This is a genomic window from Chryseobacterium culicis (assembly GCF_900108365.1).
GTDB lineage: Bacteria > Bacteroidota > Bacteroidia > Flavobacteriales > Weeksellaceae > Chryseobacterium > Chryseobacterium culicis.
Window position 1 is genome coordinate 693085 of the sequence record NZ_FNWQ01000002.1, and the last position, 26401, is coordinate 719485.

General features: G+C 38.2%; 22 protein-coding genes. 13 read left to right on the forward strand and 9 right to left on the reverse strand.

Annotated features, from left to right (window positions below; all coding sequences use genetic code 11):
- The first annotated feature begins 2 nt into the window (after positions 1-2).
- Complete coding sequence (locus BLW74_RS09430; RefSeq protein ID WP_089692172.1) at positions 3-1520, forward strand: TSUP family transporter; 1518 nt, start codon at positions 3-5, stop codon at positions 1518-1520.
- A gap of 211 nt (positions 1521-1731) precedes the next feature.
- On the opposite strand, the gene BLW74_RS09435 is transcribed toward BLW74_RS09430, so the two are convergent.
- The 5 genes from BLW74_RS09435 to BLW74_RS09455 all read right to left on the reverse strand — a co-directional run bounded on the left by BLW74_RS09435 (position 1732) and on the right by BLW74_RS09455 (position 6104).
- Complete coding sequence (locus BLW74_RS09435) at positions 1732-2418, reverse strand: type 1 glutamine amidotransferase domain-containing protein (protein WP_089692173.1); 687 nt, start codon at positions 2416-2418, stop codon at positions 1732-1734.
- Between the two features lie 10 nt (positions 2419-2428).
- Entirely contained in the window at positions 2429-3337 is a 909-nt protein-coding gene (locus BLW74_RS09440; protein WP_089692174.1) for a helix-turn-helix domain-containing protein, read from the reverse strand.
- A 120-nt stretch (positions 3338-3457) separates the two neighbouring features.
- Positions 3458-4393, reverse strand: a complete 936-nt coding sequence (locus tag BLW74_RS09445; RefSeq protein ID WP_089692175.1) for an NAD-dependent epimerase/dehydratase family protein — start codon at positions 4391-4393, stop codon at positions 3458-3460.
- A gap of 232 nt (positions 4394-4625) precedes the next feature.
- Positions 4626-5024, reverse strand: coding sequence for a DoxX family protein (locus BLW74_RS09450; protein WP_167358406.1), 399 nt, complete (start codon positions 5022-5024; stop codon positions 4626-4628).
- A 93-nt stretch (positions 5025-5117) separates the two neighbouring features.
- Positions 5118-6104, reverse strand: a complete 987-nt coding sequence (locus tag BLW74_RS09455; RefSeq protein ID WP_089692599.1) for a polysaccharide deacetylase family protein — start codon at positions 6102-6104, stop codon at positions 5118-5120.
- Positions 6105-6195: 91 nt separating this feature from the next.
- Between BLW74_RS09455 and BLW74_RS09460 the strand changes: the two genes are divergently transcribed.
- Complete coding sequence (locus BLW74_RS09460; protein WP_089692177.1) at positions 6196-7056, forward strand: AraC family transcriptional regulator; 861 nt, start codon at positions 6196-6198, stop codon at positions 7054-7056.
- Positions 7057-7064: 8 nt separating this feature from the next.
- On the opposite strand, the gene BLW74_RS09465 is transcribed toward BLW74_RS09460, so the two are convergent.
- Positions 7065-7556 (reverse strand): hypothetical protein, encoded by a 492-nt coding sequence (locus BLW74_RS09465; protein ID WP_089692178.1) that lies wholly within the window; start codon positions 7554-7556, stop codon positions 7065-7067.
- Between the two features lie 203 nt (positions 7557-7759).
- On the opposite strand from BLW74_RS09465, the gene BLW74_RS09470 reads away from it, so the two are divergent.
- Together BLW74_RS09470 and BLW74_RS09475 are read left to right on the forward strand one after the other, a co-directional pair.
- Positions 7760-8974, forward strand: coding sequence for an SH3 domain-containing protein (locus BLW74_RS09470; RefSeq protein ID WP_089692179.1), 1215 nt, complete (start codon positions 7760-7762; stop codon positions 8972-8974).
- Positions 8975-9100: 126 nt separating this feature from the next.
- Positions 9101-9586: a hypothetical protein gene (locus tag BLW74_RS09475; protein ID WP_089692180.1), complete on the forward strand. Its 486-nt coding sequence runs from the start codon at positions 9101-9103 to the stop codon at positions 9584-9586.
- 59 nt (positions 9587-9645) lie between these two features.
- On the opposite strand, the gene BLW74_RS09480 is transcribed toward BLW74_RS09475, so the two are convergent.
- Positions 9646-10035: a Fur family transcriptional regulator gene (locus BLW74_RS09480; protein WP_002979333.1), complete on the reverse strand. Its 390-nt coding sequence runs from the start codon at positions 10033-10035 to the stop codon at positions 9646-9648.
- 87 nt (positions 10036-10122) lie between these two features.
- Between BLW74_RS09480 and BLW74_RS09485 the strand changes: the two genes are divergently transcribed.
- The 7 genes from BLW74_RS09485 to BLW74_RS09515 all read left to right on the forward strand — a co-directional run bounded on the left by BLW74_RS09485 (position 10123) and on the right by BLW74_RS09515 (position 22236).
- Positions 10123-10461, forward strand: coding sequence for a MerC domain-containing protein (locus BLW74_RS09485; RefSeq protein WP_089692181.1), 339 nt, complete (start codon positions 10123-10125; stop codon positions 10459-10461).
- 3 nt (positions 10462-10464) lie between these two features.
- Positions 10465-11667 carry a GTP-binding protein gene (locus tag BLW74_RS09490; protein WP_089692182.1) on the forward strand — a complete coding sequence of 401 codons (1203 nt, stop codon included), beginning with the start codon at positions 10465-10467 and terminating at the stop codon, positions 11665-11667.
- A gap of 78 nt (positions 11668-11745) precedes the next feature.
- Positions 11746-13143 (forward strand): alkaline phosphatase, encoded by a 1398-nt coding sequence (locus BLW74_RS09495; RefSeq protein WP_089692183.1) that lies wholly within the window; start codon positions 11746-11748, stop codon positions 13141-13143.
- A gap of 300 nt (positions 13144-13443) precedes the next feature.
- Positions 13444-17358, forward strand: coding sequence for a response regulator (locus tag BLW74_RS09500; RefSeq protein ID WP_089692184.1), 3915 nt, complete (start codon positions 13444-13446; stop codon positions 17356-17358).
- Positions 17359-17370: 12 nt separating this feature from the next.
- Complete coding sequence (locus tag BLW74_RS09505) at positions 17371-17727, forward strand: response regulator transcription factor (RefSeq protein WP_089692185.1); 357 nt, start codon at positions 17371-17373, stop codon at positions 17725-17727.
- 10 nt (positions 17728-17737) lie between these two features.
- A complete protein-coding gene (locus tag BLW74_RS09510; protein ID WP_089692186.1) occupies positions 17738-18805 on the forward strand; it encodes a HEAT repeat domain-containing protein in 1068 nt (355 codons plus the stop codon).
- Positions 18799-22236, forward strand: a complete 3438-nt coding sequence (locus BLW74_RS09515; RefSeq protein WP_089692187.1) for a sulfatase-like hydrolase/transferase — start codon at positions 18799-18801, stop codon at positions 22234-22236. The genes BLW74_RS09510 and BLW74_RS09515 overlap by 7 nt, the downstream gene beginning before the upstream one ends.
- Here the strand turns inward: BLW74_RS09515 and BLW74_RS09520 are convergent.
- A complete protein-coding gene (locus tag BLW74_RS09520; RefSeq protein ID WP_089692188.1) occupies positions 22233-23465 on the reverse strand; it encodes a YaiO family outer membrane beta-barrel protein in 1233 nt (410 codons plus the stop codon). The two genes, BLW74_RS09515 and BLW74_RS09520, sit on opposite strands and share 4 nt — an antisense overlap.
- 194 nt (positions 23466-23659) lie before the next feature.
- Between BLW74_RS09520 and xth the strand changes: the two genes are divergently transcribed.
- Positions 23660-24439 (forward strand): exodeoxyribonuclease III, encoded by a 780-nt coding sequence (gene xth / locus BLW74_RS09525; RefSeq protein ID WP_089692189.1) that lies wholly within the window; start codon positions 23660-23662, stop codon positions 24437-24439.
- A gap of 74 nt (positions 24440-24513) precedes the next feature.
- Here xth and BLW74_RS09530 read toward each other — a convergent pair whose 3' ends face one another.
- The gene (locus BLW74_RS09530) at positions 24514-25302 is read right to left on the reverse strand and encodes an XRE family transcriptional regulator (RefSeq protein ID WP_089692600.1); all 789 of its coding nucleotides are present in this window, start codon (positions 25300-25302) and stop codon (positions 24514-24516) included.
- A gap of 449 nt (positions 25303-25751) precedes the next feature.
- On the opposite strand from BLW74_RS09530, the gene BLW74_RS22225 reads away from it, so the two are divergent.
- Positions 25752-26036, forward strand: a complete 285-nt coding sequence (locus BLW74_RS22225) for a bacteriocin-like protein (protein ID WP_139265719.1) — start codon at positions 25752-25754, stop codon at positions 26034-26036.
- The last annotated feature ends 365 nt before the right edge of the window (positions 26037-26401 follow it).

Genomic DNA, 26401 nt, shown 5'->3' on the forward strand with positions numbered 1-26401 from the left:
GCATGAGCAATTCATTATATCCCATATTTTTAAAACTTGAAAATCTTTCCCTGCTCATCATTGGCGGCGGCAAGGTTGCTCTCGAAAAACTGGAATCTGTACTGGGCAATTCACCGGAAACTTCTATTAAACTGGTAGCAAAAGAGATTATTCCCGAAGTGAGAACCTTACAACATCAATTTTCTAATATAATCTTACATGAAAGAGCATATGATGATCATGATTTTAATGGTGCCGATCTTGCTATTATTGCGGTCAATGATATTCAATTAGCAGGGGAAATCAGAGAAAAGGCCCAGAAAAAAAATGTACTGGTCAATATTGCAGACAAGCCGGATTTGTGCGATTTTTATTTAGGTTCCATTGTCAGAAAAGGAAGTCTTAAAATTGCGATTTCCACCAATGGAAAATCTCCTACCATTGCTAAAAGATTACGGGAAACCTTTACAGAAGTGATTCCTGATGAAATGGATCACGTCCTGGATAATATGCAGCATATAAGAAATCAGCTGACAGGGGATTTTAATTATAAAGTAAAAGAACTTAACAAAATCACGACAGCATATCTGTCTGACGGAGAGGCTTCCTCAAAACCTGATAGAGAAATTGAAAAGCTGATTAATATAACCAAAACCGCACAGAGAAAAGCCAATATTTACCTTGCCATTATAGGAGTATTGCTTCTTTTGGGGTTATTCGGACTTGTGGTATACCAGTTTAATCTTGCCGGTGATATTCAGTATTTTTTAAATAAGGACGGACATATTTTTTATTGGATGCTGTTTGCCGGTTTTATGGCAGAAATTGTCGCGGGATCTATGGGCATGGGCTATGGTGTGATCTGTACTACTATTCTTTTACTGTTGAATGTGCCGCCTCCCGTTGTAAGTGCAAGTATTCACTCTGCAGAATCTTTTACCACGGCAGCTGGAAGCTTCAGTCATTACAAACTGGGAAATGTCAACAAAAAAATGGTATGGGTATTATTCCCGCTGGCTGTTGTAGGTTCTGTAATCGGGGCTTTGACTTTGTCTCATTATGGCGAACATTACGCTCATATTGTTAAGCCCATTATTGCCTGCTACACGTTATATCTTGGGATTAATATCTTGAGAAACGCCTTCAAAGATAAAAAATCAGGACGAGTTAAAACCAAACGAAGAACCAATCTCAGGGTATTAGGATTGGCAGGAGGTTTTATTGATTCTTTTGCAGGAGGCGGATGGGGTCCACTGGTAACCGGAACACTGATTAAGGAGGGCAGAATTCCCCGTTATGTAGTAGGAAGTTCTACCGTTGCCAAATTTTTACTGACCATCACAAGTGCTGTTACATTTATTATTACAATTGGCATTCATCACTGGAATATTGTTTTAGGACTTTTGCTGGGTGGTGTTTTCACAGCGCCGTTTTCTGCTATGCTTACTTCCAAACTTCCGACAAAGAAAATGTTTGTGGCAGTAGGAATAGTGGTGATCCTGATGAGTCTTGTTACCATAACAAAATCAATTTTATCATAAACCTTCGGAAAAAGGTGTGTTTTAATTAAACGCAAAGATTTTAATGTTTTACCTGAGTTTGAGGATCAAAGGGGAAAATCAATGATGCCGTCTATTGACAATGTCATTACTCATTTTCAGTAAAAATCTGAAACCATTAAAACTTTGCGTTTTTTATTTTAATACTTTAAGATATTAATGTTCCTTTACTCAATCAACGCAAACTGAATCTCTATTTCTCCAACTCAGAAACAACTGCTTTAGCCATTTCTTTAGAGCTGAAAGGGTTTTGTCCTGTAATGAGACTGCCATCAGCCACCACATTGGAGGTCATAGGAATCAGTGCTTTTTTGTAGTGTACACCACGCTCCTTAAGAGCTGCTTCAAGATTAAAGGGCACTTCATTTTTTCTTCTGGCTAATGTTTCTTCAAACCAGTCAAATCCAGTGATATTCCGGCCTTTAATCATATACTCTCCGTCTGAAAGCCGTACATTCAGTAAGCCTCCGACACCGTGACAGATTGCAGCTACCACTTTATTATTTTCGTAGTGATTTCTGAGGATTTCCTGTAAAGTTACATTGTCAGGAAAGTCATACATCGTTCCGTGCCCTCCTGTAAGATAAATACAGTCGAAAGATTTATCCTTTATCTCATCAAGACTTCTTGTATGAGCCAGTTCGTTCATAAATTCCGGATTTTCATAATATTTTTTTGAAATCGTATCAAGTACGAGTGGTTTCAGGCTTTCCGGATCAACAGGAGCATTTCCTCCTTTAGGAGAAGCTATGGTAATTGCCCATCCTTTTGTTTTTGCTGATTCGTAAATATGGGTAAGTTCGCTCAGCCATACTCCGGTTTTAAGATGGCCGCTGGCATATTGATCTACGTTTGTTACAATTAATAAGATATTTTTCATCGCGGGATCATTAATTAAAAGATTTTCTGAATTCCAGTGGAGAAACTGTAGTTTGGTTTTTAAATAAACGGTGAAAAGACTGAGGATGTTCAAATCCTAAACGGTAAGCAATCTCAGAAACAGACATTCCGGTGGTAGACAGCATCTCCTTTGCTTTTTCAATCACTCTGTTCTGAATATGCTGCTGTGTTGTCTGCCCGGTATGCACTCTCAGCATATCACTCAGATAATTAGGACTTATATGCATCTGTGCAGCCACTAACTGTACTGTTGGAATGCCGTTAATCAGCAGTTTTTCATTTTTAAAATAATCATCAAGTAAAGCTTCAAGCTGGGTTAAAAGATCATGATTCGCTTTTTTCCGGGTTAAAAACTGGCGGTTGTAGAATCTGTCACAATATTTTAGGAGCAAATCTATGTTGGAGACCAATAAATCCTGGGTAAAACCATCCATATTGGTTTCTATCTCTCTGCTGATATTATTTATGATGTCCGTTACAGATTTTTCCTCTTTTTCTGAGAGATACAGGGCTTCATTAGCCATATAGGAGAAATAGCCATAATCTTTTATGGTGCGGGCTAAAGGATATCCGTGCAGAAAATCAGGATGAATAACAAGTACATTTCCTTTCACCTCAGAGAGCAGAATGTCTTCAAAATGAAGAACCTGATGGGGAGCAATAAAATACATGATTCCATCCTCAAAATCATAATAATGCTGTCCGTATCTGCATCTTCCTGCACAGTCTTTTTTAAGGGAAATGACATAGAAATCTGTGGTTACCGCACTCAGAATGGTTTCCGGATCTACATGTACTTGATTAAAATCAAACACGCTCACCAATGGATGGGAAGGCTTTTTCAGCTTTAGGTATTGGTGTAATGCGGTGATGGAGGTTATTTTTTCAGGAGCCTTCATTGTCTATCTTTTTTTACCACCCCGTCAAAATTCTTTGATTTTTCATCCCTTCAGCAGGAGTAGGATTTTAAAGACTTTCGTCTGGATGTTTCTGTCTCTAAGTTAGTTATTTCAGCAGGATTATCCTTCTGCAGGCTGTTCTTTTTTGATCTGTTCAATTCCCTGTCTGTATGGAGTTACCGTAAATCCGGGAAATCTTTTTCTGAATTTTGAATCGTCAAACAGATTATCATACTGATATCTTGGAAGCAGTTCCAATAATTCTTTTGCATTTTTATTGAATAAAGATCCTATTGTAAAAGCAATTTTCGGAATAACTGAATACCTGAATTCTCTTCCATACATCTGAGAAGCCAGTGCTATAAATTCTTTATAATTCAGTTGATGATCATCTACCGGTAAATGCCATGTCTGCCCGTAAGCATCGGGAGTATTTCCGATTAAAGCGGTTGCCCGGCTGGCATCAGGTGTCCAGATAAGGCTTCGCAGCTTATCATCTCTCAATGGGACTTTCAGTTTCTTACCTTCTTTAATGGCACTGAAAATAAAACTATTCGTAATGCTCTGTGTTTTTCCGGGACCATAAAATTCCGGTGCTCTGCAAATAACAGCTTCTATTGTTCCGGCCTCCATCTCTTTTAAAAGCATTTCTGTCATTTGCTTTCTTACTCTTCCTTTTCTTCCCACAGGATCAAATCGGGTTTCTTCTGTTAAAACCTCATTACTTTGAGGATACATATAGGTATTATCAAAAAACACCAGCTTGGTACTATTTATTTTACAGGCTTCAATAACATTTTTCATGATGTTCAGAAACTGTTTCTCCCAAAGCTCCGTATCCATAGGAAGACCCAGGGTAAAGTAAGCAATTTCGCTTCCTTTTACTGCTTCAACCGCCTTTTTTCTGTCTGATAGATCTGCGGAAAAAATAGTGTCCGTATCATTCACTTTTTTGGCATTTCTACTGACAATACGGATGTCCGAAGTATAATTTCTCTTCAGTTCTCTTGCCAGTTCTTCGCCAATCTGTCCATTGGCTCCCAGTATAGTTTGCATCTTTTTTCTATTTTAAGGTGATGTATTGCATTGAAAATAAACAGAATATTTTCAGTTGCTTTTATTGATGATGCAAAATTCGGGCATAATTATAAAAACAGGGTAGCTGAATCTATGAAAGATGTAACATAATCTCAGATAACGGGAAAAACCGGAAAAATAAAGATCACAATACGAAAATATCAGAGTTCTTTTTCGCTTTCTTTACTTTCCCGGTTCTTACAATGTTCTTTTATGATTTTCTGTCCAAAGCCAGATAATTGTCATTCATTCTACTGATCAGAATATAAAATAATCCTGCGTAGATCATCTGAATGCCCATTGCTTCCCAGTTTTCTACAGTGCTGCTTCCAAAAAGCAACAGGATAATCAGAGAACTTCCGGCTATTGCAGCAATACGGGTTTTACAACCAATGGTCAACAGTAATCCGATAAAAAATTCCAGAAAGGGAAGGGTGACTCCAAAGAGATGTACCAATGGCTGGGGAAGCCAGCTTGTTTCAAAACCTTTCATCATTCCCGATGCAAAGTCCTGCAGTTTAACGAGACGAACCAAACCGTGTCCCAGGAAATTGATTCCCATAGATACACGAAGGAAAAAATAGGCTGTTTTTGTATTTTTTGTATTCATAGAGATGTTTTTGGATGGAGGACAGAAGCATAAGCTGTGGGTTATATAGTTTATAAAAGTACTTTGTAACCACATATCAAGCCTCCGTTTTCATTACTTATTATTATATTTTTCTTCACTGTTGTCAACAGGAGTATTGGGATCATTCATTATCATTTTAGCAATGTCATCTTTTCTCATAAAAGCGACACCCTGCTTTGCTTTGACATACTTAATAAACTTCTCCATTGCATGTACCATGGCAGGAGTTCCGCCAATTCTGTCATGAAAACTGATGCTCATCATTCTTCTCTTTGATGCTCCTTCCTCATACAGTTGGTCAAATTCAAATTTCAGCTGTGCCAGAAACTGATCAGGGCTCCAGTGTTTCCCTTCAATATTGACAATGTCATTATTACGCAAGGTATAAGGAATGACAACCAATTTTTTCCCGTTTACTTTGGTAATGAAAGGCTCATCATGGCTTAAGTCATCGATATGATACAGAAACCCAAGTTCCTGTAATACCTGAAGGGTATTCGGACTTCTTCTGAGCCAGTTGGCGTTATAACCTACAGCTTTCTGACCTGTAATCTTTTCAACAACGTCTACACCTTCTTTCACAAAATTCAGCTCATCAGTATAATTTTTATTCCACTGATGGTCCCAGGCAATACCATGGGCTGCAATTTCATGCCCTCCGTTGGCTATGGCTTTGGCCACTTCAGGATACCTTTCGGCAGCTGTTCCTACTACGTGGGATGTTACTTTAATATTATATTTTTTCCATAAATCCAGCATACGGTAAATGCCTTCATTCGCTCCATAGCGATACCAGCTTTCTGCCGGAAGATCGGGGTGTCCTGCAGGGAGGGGAGTTCCGCTGAAAGGGCTTTCTGCACCTTCCGGCTGGCCTCCTGTTTCAAACTGCATTGACACGGAAATAACCAATTGAGCTCCATTAGGCCAGTACTTTTTAGTTGAGACCTGTGGTGTATGCTGCTGCTTTTTATCTGTTTTATCACCGTTGTGAAGATCAGAAAAGGACATTAAAACGATTGCTGAAGCAACCAGCAGTACGGATTGTTTTATGTGTTTCATTTTGAATATATTGACAGGACAAAGTTCATCAATAAACCAACATAATTTATTGTAAAAATTAATGGTAAATTTGTAAAAATCCATTCTTTTTATGAAGCGAATTGTCAATTTCAATTCTTTTAATGTTTTCACTGTTGAAAAGGAAACCTGGGATATAGAATATCACAATCATAACTTTTATGAGCTGGTGATTATCGAAAATGGAAAAGGGTTTCATCATCTCAACAGTATTACTTTTCCTTACAAAAAAGGAGATATTTTTTTCCTGAGACCCAGCGACGGTCATGAATTTTCTATTAAAAGCAAAACAAAATTCATTTATATTAAATTTACGGAGCAGTATATCTGGGAAAATCTTTTGTCTAATAAAAAGAATGAGCTCAAAAAAGTAATTCAGCTGCTGATGGAAGATCATTCTTTCGTCTGTGAATCAGTGATTAAAAATAAAACAGATAGGGAACACCTGTTACAGCTTGCCCGGATTCTTCTGTACGAATTCAGTCACAAGAACACGTATAATAAAGAAATTACCACCGATATTTTCTCAGGGATTATGACCATCATGATCCGAAACATCATGAATGCCAGCACCAAAAAGTGGATTGTACAAAATGCAAGCAGAATAGAGAGAATCCTGTATTATATTAATGTCAATGCTTTGGATGCAGATAAAATGAAAATTGAAAATCTTGCCAAAGAATTTATGCTTTCACCCAATTATATCAGTATGTATACCAAAAAGCAAACAGGCTTCTCTGTACAGCAGCATGTTATGCAGCAGAAAATAAAAACAGCAGAAAAACTTTTACTCCAAAGTCATTACAACATCAGTGAGATTGCAGATAAGCTGGGCTTTAATGATGCGAGTCATTTTAATAAAATATTCAGGGCCTATAAAGAAATGTCTCCTTCAGAATTTAAAAAGAAATCTGTAGGAAAAACAGTAATTTAAATCCCATTTTACCTGAGGATTCCTATTGCTTTTAATGCACTGGATGTTAAAAAAATATCATCAAAAACAGTAAGTGATTCTACATCATTAAATCCTGAAGGGATCAGATCATTTTTATTAAAAGACAATTCAATTGAGGGGTCATATTCAGTAACAATTCTCACTTTTGAATATCCGTTGTAATCTACTTTGAATGCTTCAAATATACAGTTCTGCTCCGCTTTCTGATATTCGGCATATTCTTCAAAACCAGTAGTATCGGTTCTTTTTCCGTTATTATGATCCAGGGATTTCCATTCAGAATAGTTTTTGGGTTCTTTCAGGATATTTCCTTTTTTATCCACGGGAACAAACATTCCAAGAGTCAAACGCTTCTTTAAAAAATTGGCATAATTGTTCATCAGATTCAGAATCTGAAGATCGGCATATCCTTCATGCGAATAATATTCCAGCACGAAAGTTGTCATAGGAATCAGCTTATGAGAAGCATCAGTTGGCATATTGAATCTTTACTTTTTTGGGCGATAAAAATAGTATTTTTATTTACGCTACCCAACGGAAGCAGTTGATTAGGATGGAATTTATACCCATTCTGAATAACAATAACTTTAGGACCAACTCTTATTTTTGATTATTTTTGAAGAGATAACTAATAAACCTAACTGCTAAAAAATATAAATATTTTACAGCCACCCAATACAATATGCTGAACAAGATACTATTGGCATCTGGCATTTTCCAGTGCTTTTTTTACAATATCCAGGCTCAAAGTGCCGGAGCTCAACCGGTTTACACCTCAGAATGGGGACATCTTTATCGCGAAAACGGAAAAAATAAAGATATTATGGGAATATTTTCCACGGAAGCTCCCGTTTATATTTTAGATTCTACCCAAACCCAATACAAAGTACAGGTCAGCAATGGAGATATTGGTTTTATAGACCGCCAGCCGCTCCAGAAATCCATGCGGGGTAAGAAGTCTGCTGGTGAGCCCGAACAGTATTTCTACAGAGGATCACAGGGGTATCAATGCCCGCATTTTTATGTGCAGGTATCTGAACTCCGTGTTAGAAAGGCTCCCACTACAGAAAGCTCAGCAACGAGAAGAGCAGCCCTAAATGAAATGGTCTGTATTGATTATGTTCCTTTATATCAGGATGGCTGGGTATATGTGGGTGATCATTTCCACGAAAATCCCGAGTATATTCAAATGAAGTATCTAGGAAACGAACTCACTTATGATAAAGTTCTGAAAGAATATCTGTCCGTGAAGGGTAAAAACAAGGAAAAAGAACTGGCTCAGGCAGGAAGATTACGTGAAATGGCATGGACTGAGGATAAAAACCTTAAACAGGCATTACAGTACTGGAAAGAATCTTACACCCAGGCAGGCATAGAAAACCCAAAAGTAGATATTGATTTTGAACTTATTCTGGCAGAGCAATTGGCAAAAAAGCCTGAAACAGAAGTCTACGAAAAGAAGCTGAAAGCATTAAACATGCATTTTTTATGGAAGAATACACCACTTTTTGACGGGAAAATTACAGATCTCCAGGCAAAACAGCTGGAGATGCAGAAAGTAAAAGATATTCCCAACACCCCTGAGTGCGGCTGGGAACCTCAATATTTCTATAAAAGTTCTGACATGATTATAGCTTTTGAAGAATATGAAGGAAAAGTTTCCGGAAGTATTTATAAAATGTCCTTCAGCAATGGGGAAGCGGTAGTTTTAGGAAATGAACGCATGGATTCCCATTATGAGGAAAAGAACTTTGTGATGCGTTTCGGCGATTTACTCTCTTCACGCTGGATTGCTTCCCCGCACCAGTATTATATCCAGAATGGAGATGCCGGACTTTTTATTTTTACGTTTAAAGACGGAAAGCTTTTCAGCTACGAGTGTATGTTCTATTGTTAGAAAAGCTGTAATTAATTTTATGAGGAGAGGCGGGCTAAAGCCGAAGTAAATAACATCCTAAATTTCCTGCAATCGTGATTAAATTTTAAAGCTGTATCTTTACCTCACCAAACAAAATATTACACTATGTCATTTATTACACCGGAAGGAGCCAGAAAGGCTCAGCTATCCAAATCAGAAAGGGCACCTGTTGCTCATGCCATTCTCTCGGGGGAGGAAAATATTTCCAAATACAATAATGGAGTTTGTCATGATGTAGTAGCTTATGCACTGTATATGCGCGGTGCCGGAATAAGTCCTGGCCAGCTTGCGGAATCTGCAGGACAAAAGTGGTTAACATTATTCAATTATCCGGCAGGAGAAAAATGGGACGGATACACTCCCATTCCGGCAGGAAAAGCTATTGGTTTCTACAGGCTTATTGATAAGACCTTCTTTCATTCCGCCATTACCACGGGAAAAGGAAATGAAATAAGATCTGTCAACGGATTTTCATTAGGTTCTGCATGGAATGTGCCTGTAGATATGAAATGGGTGCTAGGCAAAAGAAATTCTGACGGTACCTTCAATTATGACGGAACCAAAATAGAGGTCTATATCTCTGCATTATAATAATTTATAAAAAAAAATAAACAGGCAGAAAGCAGTTTTGTTTTCTGCCTGTTGTATTTTTAGGCATCAGCACATTTCGGGCATATACCACTGATGATAAAATTATATTCCTGTGCAATAAAGTGTTCCGGCAAACTGATTTCCGGAATCGCATTTTCAATACACGTCACGGAGTGACATTCTTTACAATTAAAATGAACATGATTGTGAAAATGTTGTTCGTGGGTGCATTTCCCGCTGCACTTGGCAAAATTCACCACACCGTCTATATTGACGATCTTGTGTATAGCACCTTCGTTTTCAAGTCTTTCCAATACCCTGTAAATAGTAACTCTATTACACAGATCTCCCAGTTTTTTCTGAATATCAGAATGGGTAAGGGCCACATCTGAACCATTGATAAGGTTCAAAATCTCAGTTTTAGCATGTGTATTTCTAACCTGTTTCATATTTTAATGCAACAAAGTTGCGTTATTTAATTTTTTATGTCTACTTTTGCAACAAAGTTACGATAAGAAAAATTAATCCATACTATTATGAAATCAAAAATTCTTGATGCTGTAGGAATCTCCGCTGCTGTTTTATGCCTGATTCATTGTATTGTATTTCCATTATTGCTGATTGTTCCATTGGGAATATCACACAATCCTTATATAGATTTGGCCTTCCTTGTTATCGGGGCCGCAGTAGTATTCAGAGTAACAAAGAAAATGGAAAACCGCTGGTTAAAATTTCTGTTCTGGATATCCATAACCCTGATCTTCATTTCTATACTCACCGATTTCATTTTTGAAGTTCATATTCCTTTGATTTATGTGGGGGCTGCCGGCCTCATTACCGGCCATATTATCAATTTTAAAAATCATAAACATTAAAACATGACAAAGAAACTTCCTGTAACGGTACTCAGCGGTTTTCTGGGAGCTGGTAAAACCACTTTACTCAACCATATCCTGCATAACAGAGAGGGATTAAAAGTAGCGGTTATTGTAAATGATATGAGCGAAATCAATATTGATGCCCGCCTTGTTGAAAATCAGAATACCCTTTCAAGGACAGAAGAAAAGCTTGTTGAAATGAGTAACGGATGTATTTGCTGCACACTCCGGGAAGATCTCATGGTGGAAGTGGAACGACTGGCAAACGAAAACCGCTTCGATTATCTGCTTATAGAAAGTACAGGAATCAGCGAACCGATTCCTGTGGCTCAAACCTTTACTTATATTGACGAGGAAAGCGGAATAGATCTTTCCCGCTTCAGTTACGTAGATACAATGGTAACGGTGGTAGACTGTTTTAATTTTATAAAAGATTTTGGTTCCGGTGAACTGCTGGTGGACCGCCATCTTACGGATATGGAAGGAGATTACAGAACCATTGTAAATCTGCTGACCGATCAGATCGAATTTGCCAATGTAATTGTTCTGAACAAGACAGATCTTATAGATACTGAAACACTGGGGTTTTTAACTGCAGCGATAAAGAAACTGAACCCGGAGGCGGTTCTGCTGCATTCAGAGTTCGGAAAAATTGACCCTCAAAAGATTTTAAATACAAAGCTTTTTGATTTTGATCAGGCACAGGCTTCAGCAGGCTGGCAAAAAGAATTACAGTCTGATCATCATACTCCGGAAACGGAAGAATACGGTATAAGTTCAATGGTTTTCAGGGATAAAAAGCCATTTCATCCCATGAGGCTTTGGGAATTTCTGAATCATCATTATCCGGAAGGAGCCATCAGGGCTAAAGGATTGTTCTGGCTGGCTTCAAGGCCTGGTGATGCATTGAATTTTTCTCAGGCAGGAGGTTCTTTCAGGCTTGAAAAAGCAGGAGTATGGTGGTGCAGCATGCCTCTGAATCATCGCGTTCAATATCCTTCATTTGTAGAAAACCAGGCATTTATAGAAAGCAGATGGGACAAAACATGGGGTGACAGAATCAATGAGCTTGTGTTTATCGGACAGAATTTAGATAAAGATCAAATGCTTTCAGACCTTCAATACTGTCTTATTGATGATTCAGAAAAGGAACTGTTTGATCAAAAAACACCTTTTGAAGATCCTTTCCCGGAGCATATTTAAATTTAACCTTAAATTAATGCAACTAAGTTTCAATAAAAATTAAAATACAATACCTTTCAGCCTTATTTTGAAAACAATATGGACAGAAGAAAATTTATAAAAGGCTCAGCATTACTTTCAGGGCTGTTGACCTTATCACCATCCGATCTCTGGAGCTTCGGGAAAAATAGTGAACTCCATCAGAAAGGAAAAGCCAGGAATATCATCTTCATGGTAAGTGACGGAATGAGCCTTGGAACACTTTCAATGGCTGATCTGTATTCACGGAATATTTTAGGAAAGGGGAGCAGCTGGCTAAATTTGTATCATGACAGAAAGGTAAGCCGCGCTTTAATGGATACGGCTTCGGCAAGTTCTGTTGTAACAGATTCTGCCGCCGCCAGTTCGGCATTCGGAGGTGGGATAAGAGTAAAAAACGGGACTCTTAATGTGGGTCCTAACGGAGAAAGACATCTTCCTATATGGCAGAAGTATAAAAAAGCAGGAAAAAAAGCAGGATGTGTAACTACGGTTACCATTACTCATGCCACTCCTGCAGGATTCTGTGTCAATTCTTCGAAAAGAAATGCTGAACCTCAAATTGCTGAAATGTATGCTGATCTGGAGCTGGATGTAATTTTAGGCGGCGGAGACGAGTTTTTCAATCCCGCCAAAAGAGAAGATAAAAAAGATCTTTATTCCGTCTATCTTCAAAAAGGATACAGAATCCTGAAAACACAAGCTGATCTGAAAAATATCAGGAAAGGAGAAAAACTGTTAGGAATATTCAGTACAGGAGCACTGCCTTATAGTATTGACAGATATCATCTCCCTGATCTGAAAAATACTCCGACTCTTGCTGAAATGGCAAATACTGCCATCAATCAGATGAAAGATCATCCTGAAGGCTTTGTTCTTCAGATAGAAGCCGGAAAAGTAGACTGGTCCGCCCATGCCAACGATGTGGCGGCACTCATTCATGATCAGCTGGCATTTGATGATGCGATCAAAACGGTAATGGATTTTGCAGAAAAAGACGGAAATACTTTAGTGATCATCACCACAGACCATGGAAATGCCAATCCTGGAACAATTTATGGAAATGATGCTACAAAAAATTTCAACAGTATTGCAGATTACCGGTATACCAATGAATATATTCTTAACAATATTCACAAAGAATATTCTTTGAAGACGGTAAAAGACTGGATTTATGAAGGAAATAAAATAATCCTGAATGATAATGAAGCCCAACATATTCTCAGCTTTTATAACGGCCTCGAAAAAGAGGAAGAAGGACTTTACAATTATAAAAAACTGCCTTTTAAGCTGTATTCAGAAATTCAGAAAAGCAGAAACGCTGTAGGATGGATCAGCATGGATCATTCCGGAGATTACGTTGAAGTAGCCGCCTACGGCCCCGGTAATGAACTTTTACAGCCTTTTATTAAGAATACAGATCTGCATGACCTCATGCTGAAAGCCTGTACAGTATAAACATTCATATTTTTTCATATTTAATTATTTGGGAGATGCGAGGCGGACTGATTATGTCCGCCTTGTTTTTTCGTCATTTAGGATCTGAATTTATATCGACATTCAAAATTCATCCGCAATTATTCGAATTAATCATACATATACCTTTATTGTAAAATTTACTTCAATATAATTCAAATTATTTCGTATTTTGGTTAACTTATTAAAGGAATAATCTTCAGTAATAAAATTTAGTTTTAAGTAACTGATTATCATTTTTTAATAACTAAGAAATAAAATCTCTAACCGATGAAATAACCTATGAAGAAGTACCCACTTCCGGATAATGAAGAAGATAGAATAAAGAAACTGGAGTTTTTTGATCTTTTAAATCTGGAAAAAGATCCCCAGTTAGATATTTTTGCTGAAACAGCATGCTTGGTAACAGACTGCCCGGCATCCCTTATTGCCATGATGGAAAGTGAAACCCAGACCATTCAAAGCTGTGTAGGCTTAGCCCTGGATTTTGTAGACAGAAAAAATACAGTATGCCAATATTCTATTGCAAGCGGAGATATTGTCATCATAAATGATACTTTATTGGATGAAAGATCTTCTGATAACGCAATTATTCTGGCTGGCGGAATCCGTTTTTATGCCGGTGTACCCCTTATTGATGATGAAGGATTTGCATTGGGAACCATCTGTGTTATTGATTATAAACCCAAAACTATTACAGAAGAACAGATATCAACGCTGAAAAAAATTGGAGAAGCCATCACGAAAATACTCATGGGAAAAAGGAAAAACATCCATGCAGAATATTTTCAGCAAACGTTTACCATTTCCAATAATCTGATCTGCGTTCTGGACAAAAATTTCATACTGAAAGATGCCAATCCTGCCTTTGAAAAAGCATTTCAATTAAAGAGAAGTCAGATTATCAACAGCAATCTTCTGGACGTTTTGGGCAATCGTAACGCTCAGCTGCAGGTAGTGTCTGAAAATCTCCCCAATGCGGATGAAGAGACAACTTTTACCACTTCCACCAATATTGATGATAACCAGACCATCATTGTGGAGTGGTCGCTGAAAATGAATCAGAATCACTCTGAAATTTTCTGTTTCGGAATTAATATCACAAACCGGATTGAAGAAAAGCTAAAGCTTGAAAGCTCCGAACGCCGTTTCAGAAGCTTCTTTGAAAATGCCATTGGACTGATGAGCATGCATGATATGGAAGGAAATATCATTGCTGTGAATGAAAAAGGAAGAGAAACCCTTCAGTATTCTGCAAAAGAAGTGGAAAAACTGAATTTAAAAGATCTTGTTCCCGAAAAAAACTGGCCATTGCTTGAAAAATACCTTGAAAGGATTAATGCAAACAAGGAAGATCTGGGAACAATGATCCTGAAAACCAAGGGAGGGGAAGAAGTAATCTGGATGTACCACAACCTAGTGGAAATCAACAAGGAAGGAAATCCCTATGTAGTAAGCACCGCACTGAACGTTACCGAAAGGATGAGTCTTGAAAAGGATCTCATTCATACCAAAAAAATGCTGGAACAGACAAGCGCTGTAGCCCAGGTGGGAGGCTGGGAAGTCAATCTTAAAAACAATACGGTAACCTGGTCACAGTCTACCAGGGATATTCATAAAATAGATAAAACATTTCAGCCCGATCTCGAAAACGCACTGGGCTTTTACAGGGAAAACAGCAGAGAAAAGCTCAAAAAATTATTTGAAAGAGCAGTAAACGAAGGTATTCCTTATGATGAAGAACTACAGCTTGTACGCAATGACGGCGTTATGATCTGGGTAAGAGTAAAAGGAATCCCGGAATTTGAAGAAGGAGTATGTACCAGAGTGTTCGGGATCATACAGGATATTAATACTTTTAAAAATATTTATCTTGAGCTGGCAACCAAAGAGGCTATGCTGCAGTCATTCGTGACCTACGTTCCCGCAACCGTTGCGATGTTTGATAAGGATCTGAATTACCTTTCTGTAAGCACAAGCTGGAAAGATGAATTCCAGATGAACGACATCAGGCTTATTGGAGAGAACATGTTTAAAATTTCGCCCAATGTACCGGACGAAAGGATAAAAATATATAAGGATGCGCTGGCAGGAAAAGCTTACAGAAATGAAGACATGGCCATAGAGATTCCTGGCAGGGAAGTCATTCAGCATTATAATATACAGGTTACTCCCTGGTACCTTTCCAATGATGTCATTGGTGGAATCATCGTCTCTGCACAAAATATTACCGCATCCGTAAGGATTAACAAAGAGCTTAAGAATGCTAAAAAAATGGCAGATACGGCCAACAAGGCAAAATCCGAGTTTTTAGCCAATATGAGCCATGAAATCAGAACACCACTGAACGGGGTCATCGGTTTCTCTGATTTGCTGCTCAGAACTCCGTTAAACGAAATACAGTCACAGTACCTCAATTACATCAATGAATCCGGGGAAAATCTCTTAAACATCATCAATGATATTCTGGATTTTTCTAAAATTGAATCCGGAAAAATGGATCTTCTGGTTGAAAAATCTAATGTCTATGATATTGTAAGCCAGGTAATCAATGTCATTCTCTACCAATCACAGAAAAAAAACATAGAGCTGCTGCTAAATATAGAGCAGGGACTTCCTGAAACCATTTGGGTAGATGAGTCAAGACTGAAGCAGATCCTGATCAATCTTCTGGGAAATGCGGTAAAATTTACAGCACAGGGAGAAATTGAACTTAAAGTAGAAAAACTGAATATCAGCAGTCAAAATATTACATTGAGATTTTCTGTACGGGATACCGGAATTGGTATTCCCAAAGAAAAGCAACAGCATATTTTTGATGCATTTACCCAGGAAAACAGCTCGATCAGTAAACGTTATGGCGGAACCGGCCTAGGGCTTACCATTTCGAATAACATTCTGAAATATATGGGAAGCAGCCTTTCCCTCATCAGTGAAGTGGAAAAAGGCTCTGTTTTCTTCTTTGATATTCAGATTCCATACGAGACAACAGACCGTAGCGAGGAGGAAGACCTGAAAATAAACAGGGTCCTTATTGTGGATGATAATGAGACCAACAGAATTATTCTCAAACATATGCTCGCCTACAAAAATATTGATTCAAAGCTGGCTGCCAATGGAATGGAAGCGCTTCAGATACTGTTGGCCGGAGAACGGTTCGATGTGATTCTGATGGATTATCATATGCCTGTTATTTCAGGGATCGAAACGATTGAAAAAATCAGGGAACTTTTTAACAAACAAAATGAGCTTTCACCTCTCATCATCCTTCATACCTCATCTGAAGAACATGATCTCATCAATTCTTTCCGTCAGGAAGACAATTCGTATTTCCTGCTGAAGCCTATCAAATCCGAAGAGCTCTATAAAACATTGAGAAAGGCAGTGAAGAATACAGAAAAAGAGATCAAAATCATCCATGAGCAGCCGGAAAATGAAATATCCGAATTGATGAAATCACCAGAGGTTTTACTGGTGGATGATAATCCTGTAAATATGGTTCTGAACAACAGAATGATGCGTTCACTGGTTCCGGAAGCCGTTCTTACAGAAGCTACAGACGGCCTACAGGCATTGGAACAGTGCAAAGAAAAAATGTTCGACATTATTTTAATGGACGTTCAGATGCCGGTAATGGATGGTATTGAGGCAACAAAACAAATCCGTCTGCTGCCTGGCTATTCTCACATTCCGATTATTGGAGTAACGGCAGGAAATGTGCTGGGTGAAAAAGAAAAATGCCTGAATTCCGGGATGAACGATTTTCTTCCGAAGCCTCTAAAGCAGAATGACCTGCTGGAAATGCTGAAAAAATACATGGTGAATAAAAATGGCTCCTCGGAAAATTTCCCGGATCAGGATCACGAAAAGCATCTCGATATCAGACTTCTGAATGAACACATTGGCGATGATGATGAAGATTTCAGACACATATTCCTAAACCTTGTGGTACAGGAGCTGGCACAGGCTGAAGAGAATCTTAAAAAGTTGACTGCCGAAAAAGATGCCGTTTCGTTAAAATCCGTGCTTCACAAGCTCAAAGGAACTGCAGGAACTGCAGGATTAATTAAGCTTATGGAATGCACTGCTCATTGGGAAAACAAAGCAGAACCTGCGATGGACTTTGCTTCCATGGAACAGGAAATTACCCGGGAAATAACCACAGGACTACAATTAATTAAAGATTTAATACCATAAAAAACTAAAACTATGTTGATTCTAATCGCTGAAGACGATGAACTGATTCTAAAAACGATAGAGCACAAATTATTAAAAGAAGGGCATGAAGTCATTCTTACCCGTAACGGAAAAGATGCAATTGAAACTCTTAAAAATCAGGAGGTAGATCTCGCTATTACGGATATTATGATGCCTTTTGCTTCCGGAATAGAAATACTTTCTGCCATTAAAACCATGGGCAAGCAAATACCTGTGATCATGCTTTCCAGTATGGGGCAGGAAGAAGTGGTACTGAACGCTTTTGACCTCGGCGCGGCCGATTTTATCGTAAAACCGTTCAGCCCGAATGAATTGATATTAAGAATAAAAAGATTTTCTGTAAAGTAAAACGATACGCATGTTTCTCACCACTTCTGTACATTTTCTTTTCCTCGTCTTTCTGGGCATGCTTTCGCTGGTACTCCTGCTGATCATTATTGTACTGATCTACAGCTTTTATCAGTACCGGGAATCTGTTCATATTTCAAAATGGTCAGGAATGATCAATAAAAGAATTTCAGAAGTGATTGTGTACGGTGAAGAAGAAGTGCCTGCGGATCAAAGCTTTTCGGCCGTATCCGATAATCCTTTATTCAGGAATTTATTCCTCCAGAAACTGGCAGAATCTGAGAAAAAATTTTCCGGAGCTGCACAGAATAAACTTACAAATCTGTTCAGGGAATATAACCTGCAGAAAGACGCGTCCAAAAAGCTGAATCAAAAAAAAGAACATTTAATTGCAGGAGGAATACAGGAGCTTACAGCAATGAACGCAGAAGAAGCACTGCCGAAAATAGCCTCATTTTTAACACATCCCTCAGCACAGGTCTACCAGGAGGCACAATATGCGCTGGTGAATTTCAAGGGGTTTGAAGGTCTTCATTTCCTCAGCAGTATTTCCTCCAGAATATCAGAATGGCAGCAGCTCCGTCTGCTTATATCAATCACCAGCATTCCGGAAAACTCTGGTGATCTTATCAGGAACTGGATGGAAAGTTCTAATGATTCGGTCGTTATCTTCACCCTTAAATTATTAAGAAAATTTCAGATCCTTTCTCTTTATCCTACAGTAATTGATTTATTGGGCCATCCTTCAGTAGATGTAAGGGTACAGGCAGTACAGACTTTACTGTCGCTGGAAAACGCTTCAACGATTGTTCATCTCATGGAAGTATACTCCCATCAGCCTGTTGAAGTTCAGAAAGAAATTCTTAAAGTCATGAAAAAGTCCAAAGACCAATGCTGTACGGATTTCCTTAAAGACCAGCTCCTGAATAATCCCGACTCATCTATTAAAGTTTATGCTGCCGAAGCATTATGCTCACTGGATAAACAGGAATATATGGAAGAAATTTCCGGAAAAGAAACTACCTCTGAAGAATTAACTCAAATTATTAAATACGCACTGCAGGAAAGAATATGTTAGAATTCTCACACATCATTTATGAAGTTGTTATTTGGCTGTTTCTCATTTACGGAACCGCTGTAGCCCTGATCTATGGATGGATAGGAATTTATGCACTTGGTGCTGTCCTCCGCTATAAAAAAGAAAACACCTTTACGGATTACAGCATTATAGCCGCTAATCCCAATGCTCCGGTATTCAGTGTTATTGCCCCCGCATACAACGAAGGAATGACCATTGTAGAAAACGTTCGTTCCTTATTGTCGCTGTATTATCATAACCTGGAAATCATTATCGTCAATGACGGAAGTAAGGATGATTCCATGCAGAAACTTGTGGAAGCTTATGAGCTTGAGTCTGTAGCGTATTTTATTCAGGGAAAAATAGAGACCCAGTCCGTACGGGGAATCTATAAAAGTAAAAATCCGGCCTTTAAAAAGCTGATTGTAGTGGATAAGGAAAACGGAGGGAAAGCAGATGCCCTGAATGTGGGAGTCAATATTTCTTCAGGAGAATACCTGGTGTGTATTGACGTAGACTGTATTCTGGAACAGGATGCAATTTTAAAACTTGCAAAACCTATGCTGGAACAGACCGATAAAAAATTCATTGCCTGTGGCGGTGTGATTCGGCTGGCCAATAATTGCGTGGTGGAAAATGGTAAAGTTATCAGTGTTAATATGCCTAAAACCCTATTGGGAAGAACACAGGCACTGGAATACATAAGAGCTTTTGTTCTTGGCCGAATGGCATGGTCACGGGCCTCAGGACTGATCCTGATCTCCGGTGCTTTCGGGGTGTTTGACAGAAAAATTGTGCTGGCATGCGGAGGCTATGATAAAAATACAGTAGGAGAGGACATGGAGCTGGTAGTAAGGATGAGAAAGTACATGGAAGAAAAGAATGAGCCCTACGAAGTGCTTACTATTCCTGATCCTTTGTGCTGGACAGAAGTTCCGGAAACAAAAGATATTCTGAAAAAGCAAAGAAACAGATGGATGCGCGGAACAATGGAAACCCTTTGGAAGCACAGAAAACTAATGTTCAATCCCAAATACGGAAAACTAGGCATGGTCAGTCTTCCCTATTGGTTTTTCTTTGAATTTCTGGGTCCGCTTATCGAATTTTCAGGCTATATCATCTTTATCATTTTTTTAGTACTGGGAATTATCAACTGGCCTTTTTTCATGGTTCTCTTTGCGCTGGTCATCTCAATGGGATTTCTTTATTCCATTTATGCAATCCTTGTAGACCTTGTAAGCCATCAGGTATATACCAAAAGAAAAGATTTTCTCGCACTTATTATAACAGCCTTTTCTGAGCCTTTTTACTTTCATCCTATCGTGGTAAAAGCCGGCGTAAACGGATTTGTAGATTATTTCAAAAAATCTCATGGATGGGGCGAAATGACAAGGCAGGGGTTCAGTCAGAGCACCAGGAATCTGCCTTTAAAAGAAAGAATACTGGCTATCCTGCAGTCCGGACTAAAAAAATGGGGGCTGCTGGCTATGGTTTTCTTTGTTCTGTTTTTAATTGGGGTTACTGCAGAATGGCTTTGGTACAGGTATACCTTTCCAACATTTGACACCAAAGGTCTTGCTGCGCACCTTTTTGGAGAGAATATAATTTTTGCCCTTAAACTGGCTTTCTGCAGCGGAATTATTTTTCTCCTGATCAATTTCATTAGGGAAGGCTGGGCAAAAATACTTGCCATTGTGGCATTTCCTGCGATAATTGTTATCCAGTATCTGTTATTCCTGTATTTTTCTGAAACCCATAATGTATTGGGGGCAGATCTTTTATACTACAGCACAGAAGAAATGAAACAGATTCTGCAGGCAAGCGGAATGCTTAATTTTAAAAATTTTGCGCTGCTCGGGATTCTCATTGCAGCTTCTCTTATTCCTATATGGATCGCAGGTAAAACAGCTGTAAAATCTGTATATCCCGGAATTGTAGTACTGATTATAGGATTAGCCGCTTTTTTTATACCTTCTACAATCCTGGAGTCAAAAACATTTACCGCTGAGAGCGATTTTAACCAAAATGCTGCGAAAAGCAAATGGGCCTATTTCTTTCAGTCCAATGAAGATAATTTTATCAGTGACCATCCGGAACTGAATGAATTTCTGAATGAAAATGAAGATTTTATTACCAATTCAGAAATGCTTGATAAAAATTTTCCTTTCTGGAGAAAAGAAAATACCCCGGATTTTTTGGGGCCTTATTTTGCAGCTTCAGAGAAAATTCCCAATCTCGTTATCCTTGTAATGGAAGGTTTCGGGCATGCTTATACTTCTCCAAAAGGATATATCGGCAACTTTACTCCTTATCTTGATTCGCTTTCTCATAAAGGACTTTATTGGGAAAACAGTTTAAGCTCGGCGGGAAGAACTTTTGGTGCCCTGCCTTCATTGACAGGTTCGCTTCCTTTCGGGAAGAACGGTTTTCTCGAAATGAGAAAAATACCGGAAAATTTCAATCTTTACAATCTTCTTAAAGCCAACGGATTTGAAACAGGATTTTATTACGGAGGTCATGTGTCATTTGACCGCTACCGCGAATTTTTAGACTACAGCGGAATAGATCATATTGTAGACGAAGCCAGTTTCAACAATCCTTACCGCAAACTTCCTGCGAATAACGGAGAAAGCTGGGGATATGAAGACCAGGCAGTTTTGGGAAAAATGCTGCAACAGCAAAAGCTTCAGAACAGACCTTATTTTAATATGATCCTTACCCTTTCAACACATAATCCATTTTTAATCAACAATAAGAATTACTATGAAAAAAGGTATTATCAAAGGCTGAATTCCGGTATTTTGACTGCTGAACAGAAAAAATGGGCATCTGCTCACAAAGATCAGCTGATCTCGGTACTTAATGCCGATGATGCCATCAAAGGCTTTTTTGATAACTACAGTAAACGCCCGGATTTTAAAAATACTATTTTTATCATTACGGGAGATCACAGTATGCCTGAAATCACGTTACAGTCAAAGATTGACAGGTTTCATGTGCCCTTACTGATCTACTCACCACTGTTAAAAGAAGCAAAACGCTTTAATAAAACCGTAAGTCATTTTGATATAGCTCCTTCTATTTTAGCCTACTACAGAAATAATTATCAGATTAGCACGCCTTCTACTGTAACATGGGTAGGAAGAGGGTTCTCTCAGGACTCCGAAATCAGCAAGACAGGAATTCCTATGATGCAGAGCAAAAATCAGCTTATTGATTTTGTTTCTGAAAATTACTATCTCCATGACGGCCAGCTTTTCACCCTGAAAAATCTTGAAGAAGATCCTTCTAATGATGCTGATGCGTTAAGTAAAATCAACAGCAGATTCAATCAGTTTAAAAGCATGAATGCAAAATTTTATTCTGCTAAAAAACTGATGCCGGATTCGGTAATGGTAAATTTTAAGAAAAAAACGAAATCTAAATTTTAAAACTTTCTCGTATACCCTAAAGTAAGATCAAACTGATTTCCTTTTTCACCCGGTCTGTATTCCTGATTATAATACATTGTTCCTACAGAGAACAGATTGGAATGAAGGGAAAAATTGTATTCAGCTCCTATTTTAAAGGTTTTAAGCTTAAAAGTTTCGTTTTCAAGAAGATTATTACGGTTTTCCTCCGGACTTATCCCGGTCCCGATCTGAAAAGCAAAATAATCCTGTGGCCCTTTTGTATAATATCTTACAGTTCCGGTATAAGAATGTGAGATATTCTTACTGTCCGGTGTAATATAAGTGCGCAGATTAAACCAGAAGTTTTTGTAGTATTTTCCTACAGCAGCGGTATACATCCAGATACTGTTCGTGAAATAAAGCTGACGGTAGCCCAGCTCAGCTTCAAAGCTATGGGGAAGATTGGCATTTAAAGAAACTCCGGTACGGTATTTTGGAAAAAGGCCCACATCATCAGAATATCCGCCGCCTACATAGAGATAAAACATCTTAGAAAGCCTCGGATAAGCCTCCAGCTCAATCTGGGTGCCGCCCTGAGCAAATTTGTTAGCATAATTTCCACGGAGAATCACAGAACCGATAGGAGTAATTCTCTTATAACTCACTCCTACAATATGCCAGTCATCATCAAACTGTTTATCAAAATGGGAGTAGTTATAGGTAATGCCCACGGCATTTTTAGAAGTAAATTCACTTATTCGTACTGCAAGAGCCCTTGCTTCGGTATTTTTAGGATTTACAGCCAGAAGAGCTGTTACGGCTTTATCCGCTTCCGTATAATCATCCATACCATAATATACTTTCGCTTTCAGCAGAAGCAATGCCTCCGATTTCGGATGGTAGGAAAGCCCCTTATTTAAAATATCAATAGCCTTTGTATTCTGATCATTCCAATACTCTAATGAAGCATAGGCCAGAAAATAGTCTTCATCCTGAACACCCTTTTTTTCCAGTTCCTCAAATACCGCTCTTGCTGAAGAAAGATCTTTATTCCAAGTATACAGTCTTCCCAGAAAAACCGAAATATCAGTATAATCAGGAGATTTTTCCAGTGCCTGCCTTGCAAGCGCAATAGATGCCGGATAATCTTTCTGTTCAAATGCAGTATTGCGGGCCTTCAAAAACAATTCATCAGCGGATAAATTTTGCTGGCTATACATCGTGACTGGAAATAATAATGCTAATAAAAAAGTAGGATATCGCTTCATTGAGGGTTATTAATATATAAATGAACTACATCTTGCTTCACAAATATATTGAACTTTTACTTCATGATACATAAATTATTTATCAAAAAATATTTTTTTTAGATTATCATTCACTTAAACACTCCATAATCAACCATTATAGTGGAATAATTATTGCCATAATTGAAAAAATATGACTTTCTAAAAACCACCATATGAAGATCGCAACCTATAACGTCAACGGAGTTAACGGACGGCTGCCCGTTTTACTGAAATGGCTGAATGAAGCTTCACCCGATATCGTATGCCTTCAGGAATTAAAAGCACCTCAGGAGCGCTTCCCTGTACAGGAAATCAACAAAGCGGGATACCAGGCAATCTGGAACGGGCAAAAAAGCTGGAACGGAGTAGCTATACTTGCAAAAGACAGAGAAATAACAGAAGTGCAAAGGTCCCTGCCGGGCGATCCGGAAGATATTCAAAGCAGGTATATAGAAGCTATTATAGATCAAATGGTTATATGCTGCCTTTACCTCCCGAACGGAAATCCTTATCCGGGCCCTAAGTTCGATTATAAATTATCCTGGATTAAACGTTTTAAAAGACGCACCAATCAACTTATCAGAATGGAGCTGCCTGCCATACTGATAGGCGATTTCAATATTATTCCGGAACCTGTTGATGTTTACAAGCCTGAACGCTGGGAAAATGACGCGCTTTACAGAAATGAAGTGAGAAAAGCATTTAAGGACTTTCAGAAAAAAGGCTGGCTGGATTCTTTACGGAATCTTTATCCTGATGAAAAGATATATACCTTCTGGGATTACCTGTATAAAGCTTATGATAGGAATGCAGGAATAAGGCTGGATCATATTTTATTGAGTCCGTACCTTCAGCCCCGTCTGCAGGGCGGTGGAGTAGACAGCCACGTCCGGGGCTGGGAAAAAAGCAGTGATCATGCCCCCGTATGGATTGAGCTTTCTGATCATCTCTAAATGATATAATCCTGAAAAATATACTCCTGGCTCATAGAACCAGGAGTACGATAGAGTATAAGTATCTGCCAATACTAAGACTGTTTACGGCGCCGTCCGGAAACCTTTTTATCGAGATCCCGGATGTCCTGTCTAAGTTCGCGGAACATTTCTTTAAAATTATAGCTTTCATACTCGCCAGGCTCAAAATCTTCAGGGAAAATTCCCGAAGCATACTGCCAGATCTCAACCACTTCTTCAAACGGAATATCATAGGGCTCATAAAAAGAGTTATCCGCACTTACGCAGATGGCATTTTCTTTCTTTTCTTTAAAGCGTTTATAGGTAATTCCATCATTCAGAGTTACAAAGACATACGTCTTTCCCTGTTTCAGTTCACTGATTCCTTCCACATATTTTCCTACAATATAGGAACCATTCCTGAATGGCGGCATAGAGTCACCATCTGCAGGGAATGCTCTGTATTTTCCATTGGTAAGAAAAGGAAGTGCTATACGCTGCAGGCTCTCAATATATTCAATATCACTGTAACCTTCCAGATATCCCATTGAAGCTTTTTGAGGAATAATTTCAATGGTATCATTTCCGTGATTATCTACAGCAACCGGAAGAACAATCCTGTTATCCGGAAGTTTCAGCATTTCATCTACCGGATGTTTCTCAAGATCTACAGAAAGCATCAGGTCAATGCTCACATGAAAATACTTTGATATTTTAACCAGCAGTTCAATAGGAGGTTCGGAAATTCCGTTTTCGTATTTGGAATAACGAACTCTGGAAATCATCAGCTCGTCGGCTACATTTTGTTGAGAGAGCTTTCTTCTGGCTCTTAAAAAGCGTATATTATTTGAAAAAATTGACATTGATAAAAGTATGTCAGCAAAAATACAAAATTTGATTCCGATACCAACCACTCTGGCATGTTTTACTGTAGGATATGAGAAAATTTGAATCATTTTTTGGCAGTTCCTGCTAAAGCGTGAATATTTTGATCTTTTTAAACGTCAGTTTTATCAGCCCGAAGAGTTGTTTTTGATCTGAACTAAGAGGTACCACACGCATTAAACAATAATCATTGATAATCATAAATTAATACGAAAATAATAACTCTAAATTTCACAAATTGAGTTATTATTTTTAACATTTAGTAAATCAATCACATATAAGTGAAAACCATATTTTTATTAAAATACACTTATATTAATGAAATATTAAATAATAAAAACATATAATTAATTTATTCAAAATAATTTGCAATTGTAATATTATTATTCATATATTCGTGAAGTAATAATCATATAAAATTATAGTTATGAAAAACTTAAAAAAATTAGACAGAAACGAATTAAAAACTATTTCAGGTAACGGATTACTAGATCCAATCGGAGGACTTATCGGAGGACTAGGCGGTGTAGTTGGTGGAGTAGTCGGCGGTGTAGGTACTGTTGTTGGCGGTGTTGTCAGCGGGGTAGGTTCTACAGTTGGTGGAGTAGTTGGCGGTGTAGGTACCGTTGTTACTAATGCGTTATGCCAGACACAGTGTGTTGTAAATGGTGTAATCCACATCAGATTGCTTGAATGCGGTTCTACTTGCTAATAAGTAAGCATTGACATTAAAAATTACGAGGCTGCCTGAAAGGGCAGCTTCTTTCTTGTAGGGATATGAGATCGTAAACAGAATTTACATGGTCTGCTATCAAATCTTGTTTTATAGTCATTTTGATTGGTTTCAATTTAAAATTTGCTGTTTCTTTCAATTTTGGTGATTCCATATTCACCATTATCGCTCTGAAATTTTACCAGATGTACAAAATTACCCCCGGAATCCTGAACATTTATTAATAAAAAAGTAATCAAATGAAAAAAAAAATCTTTTGCAAAAAATTTTTTTTTATGGTTTCTTGCTTCTAAATAAATCAAAATTTCAATAAAATTAAGACGAATTATTACATGATAAAACTC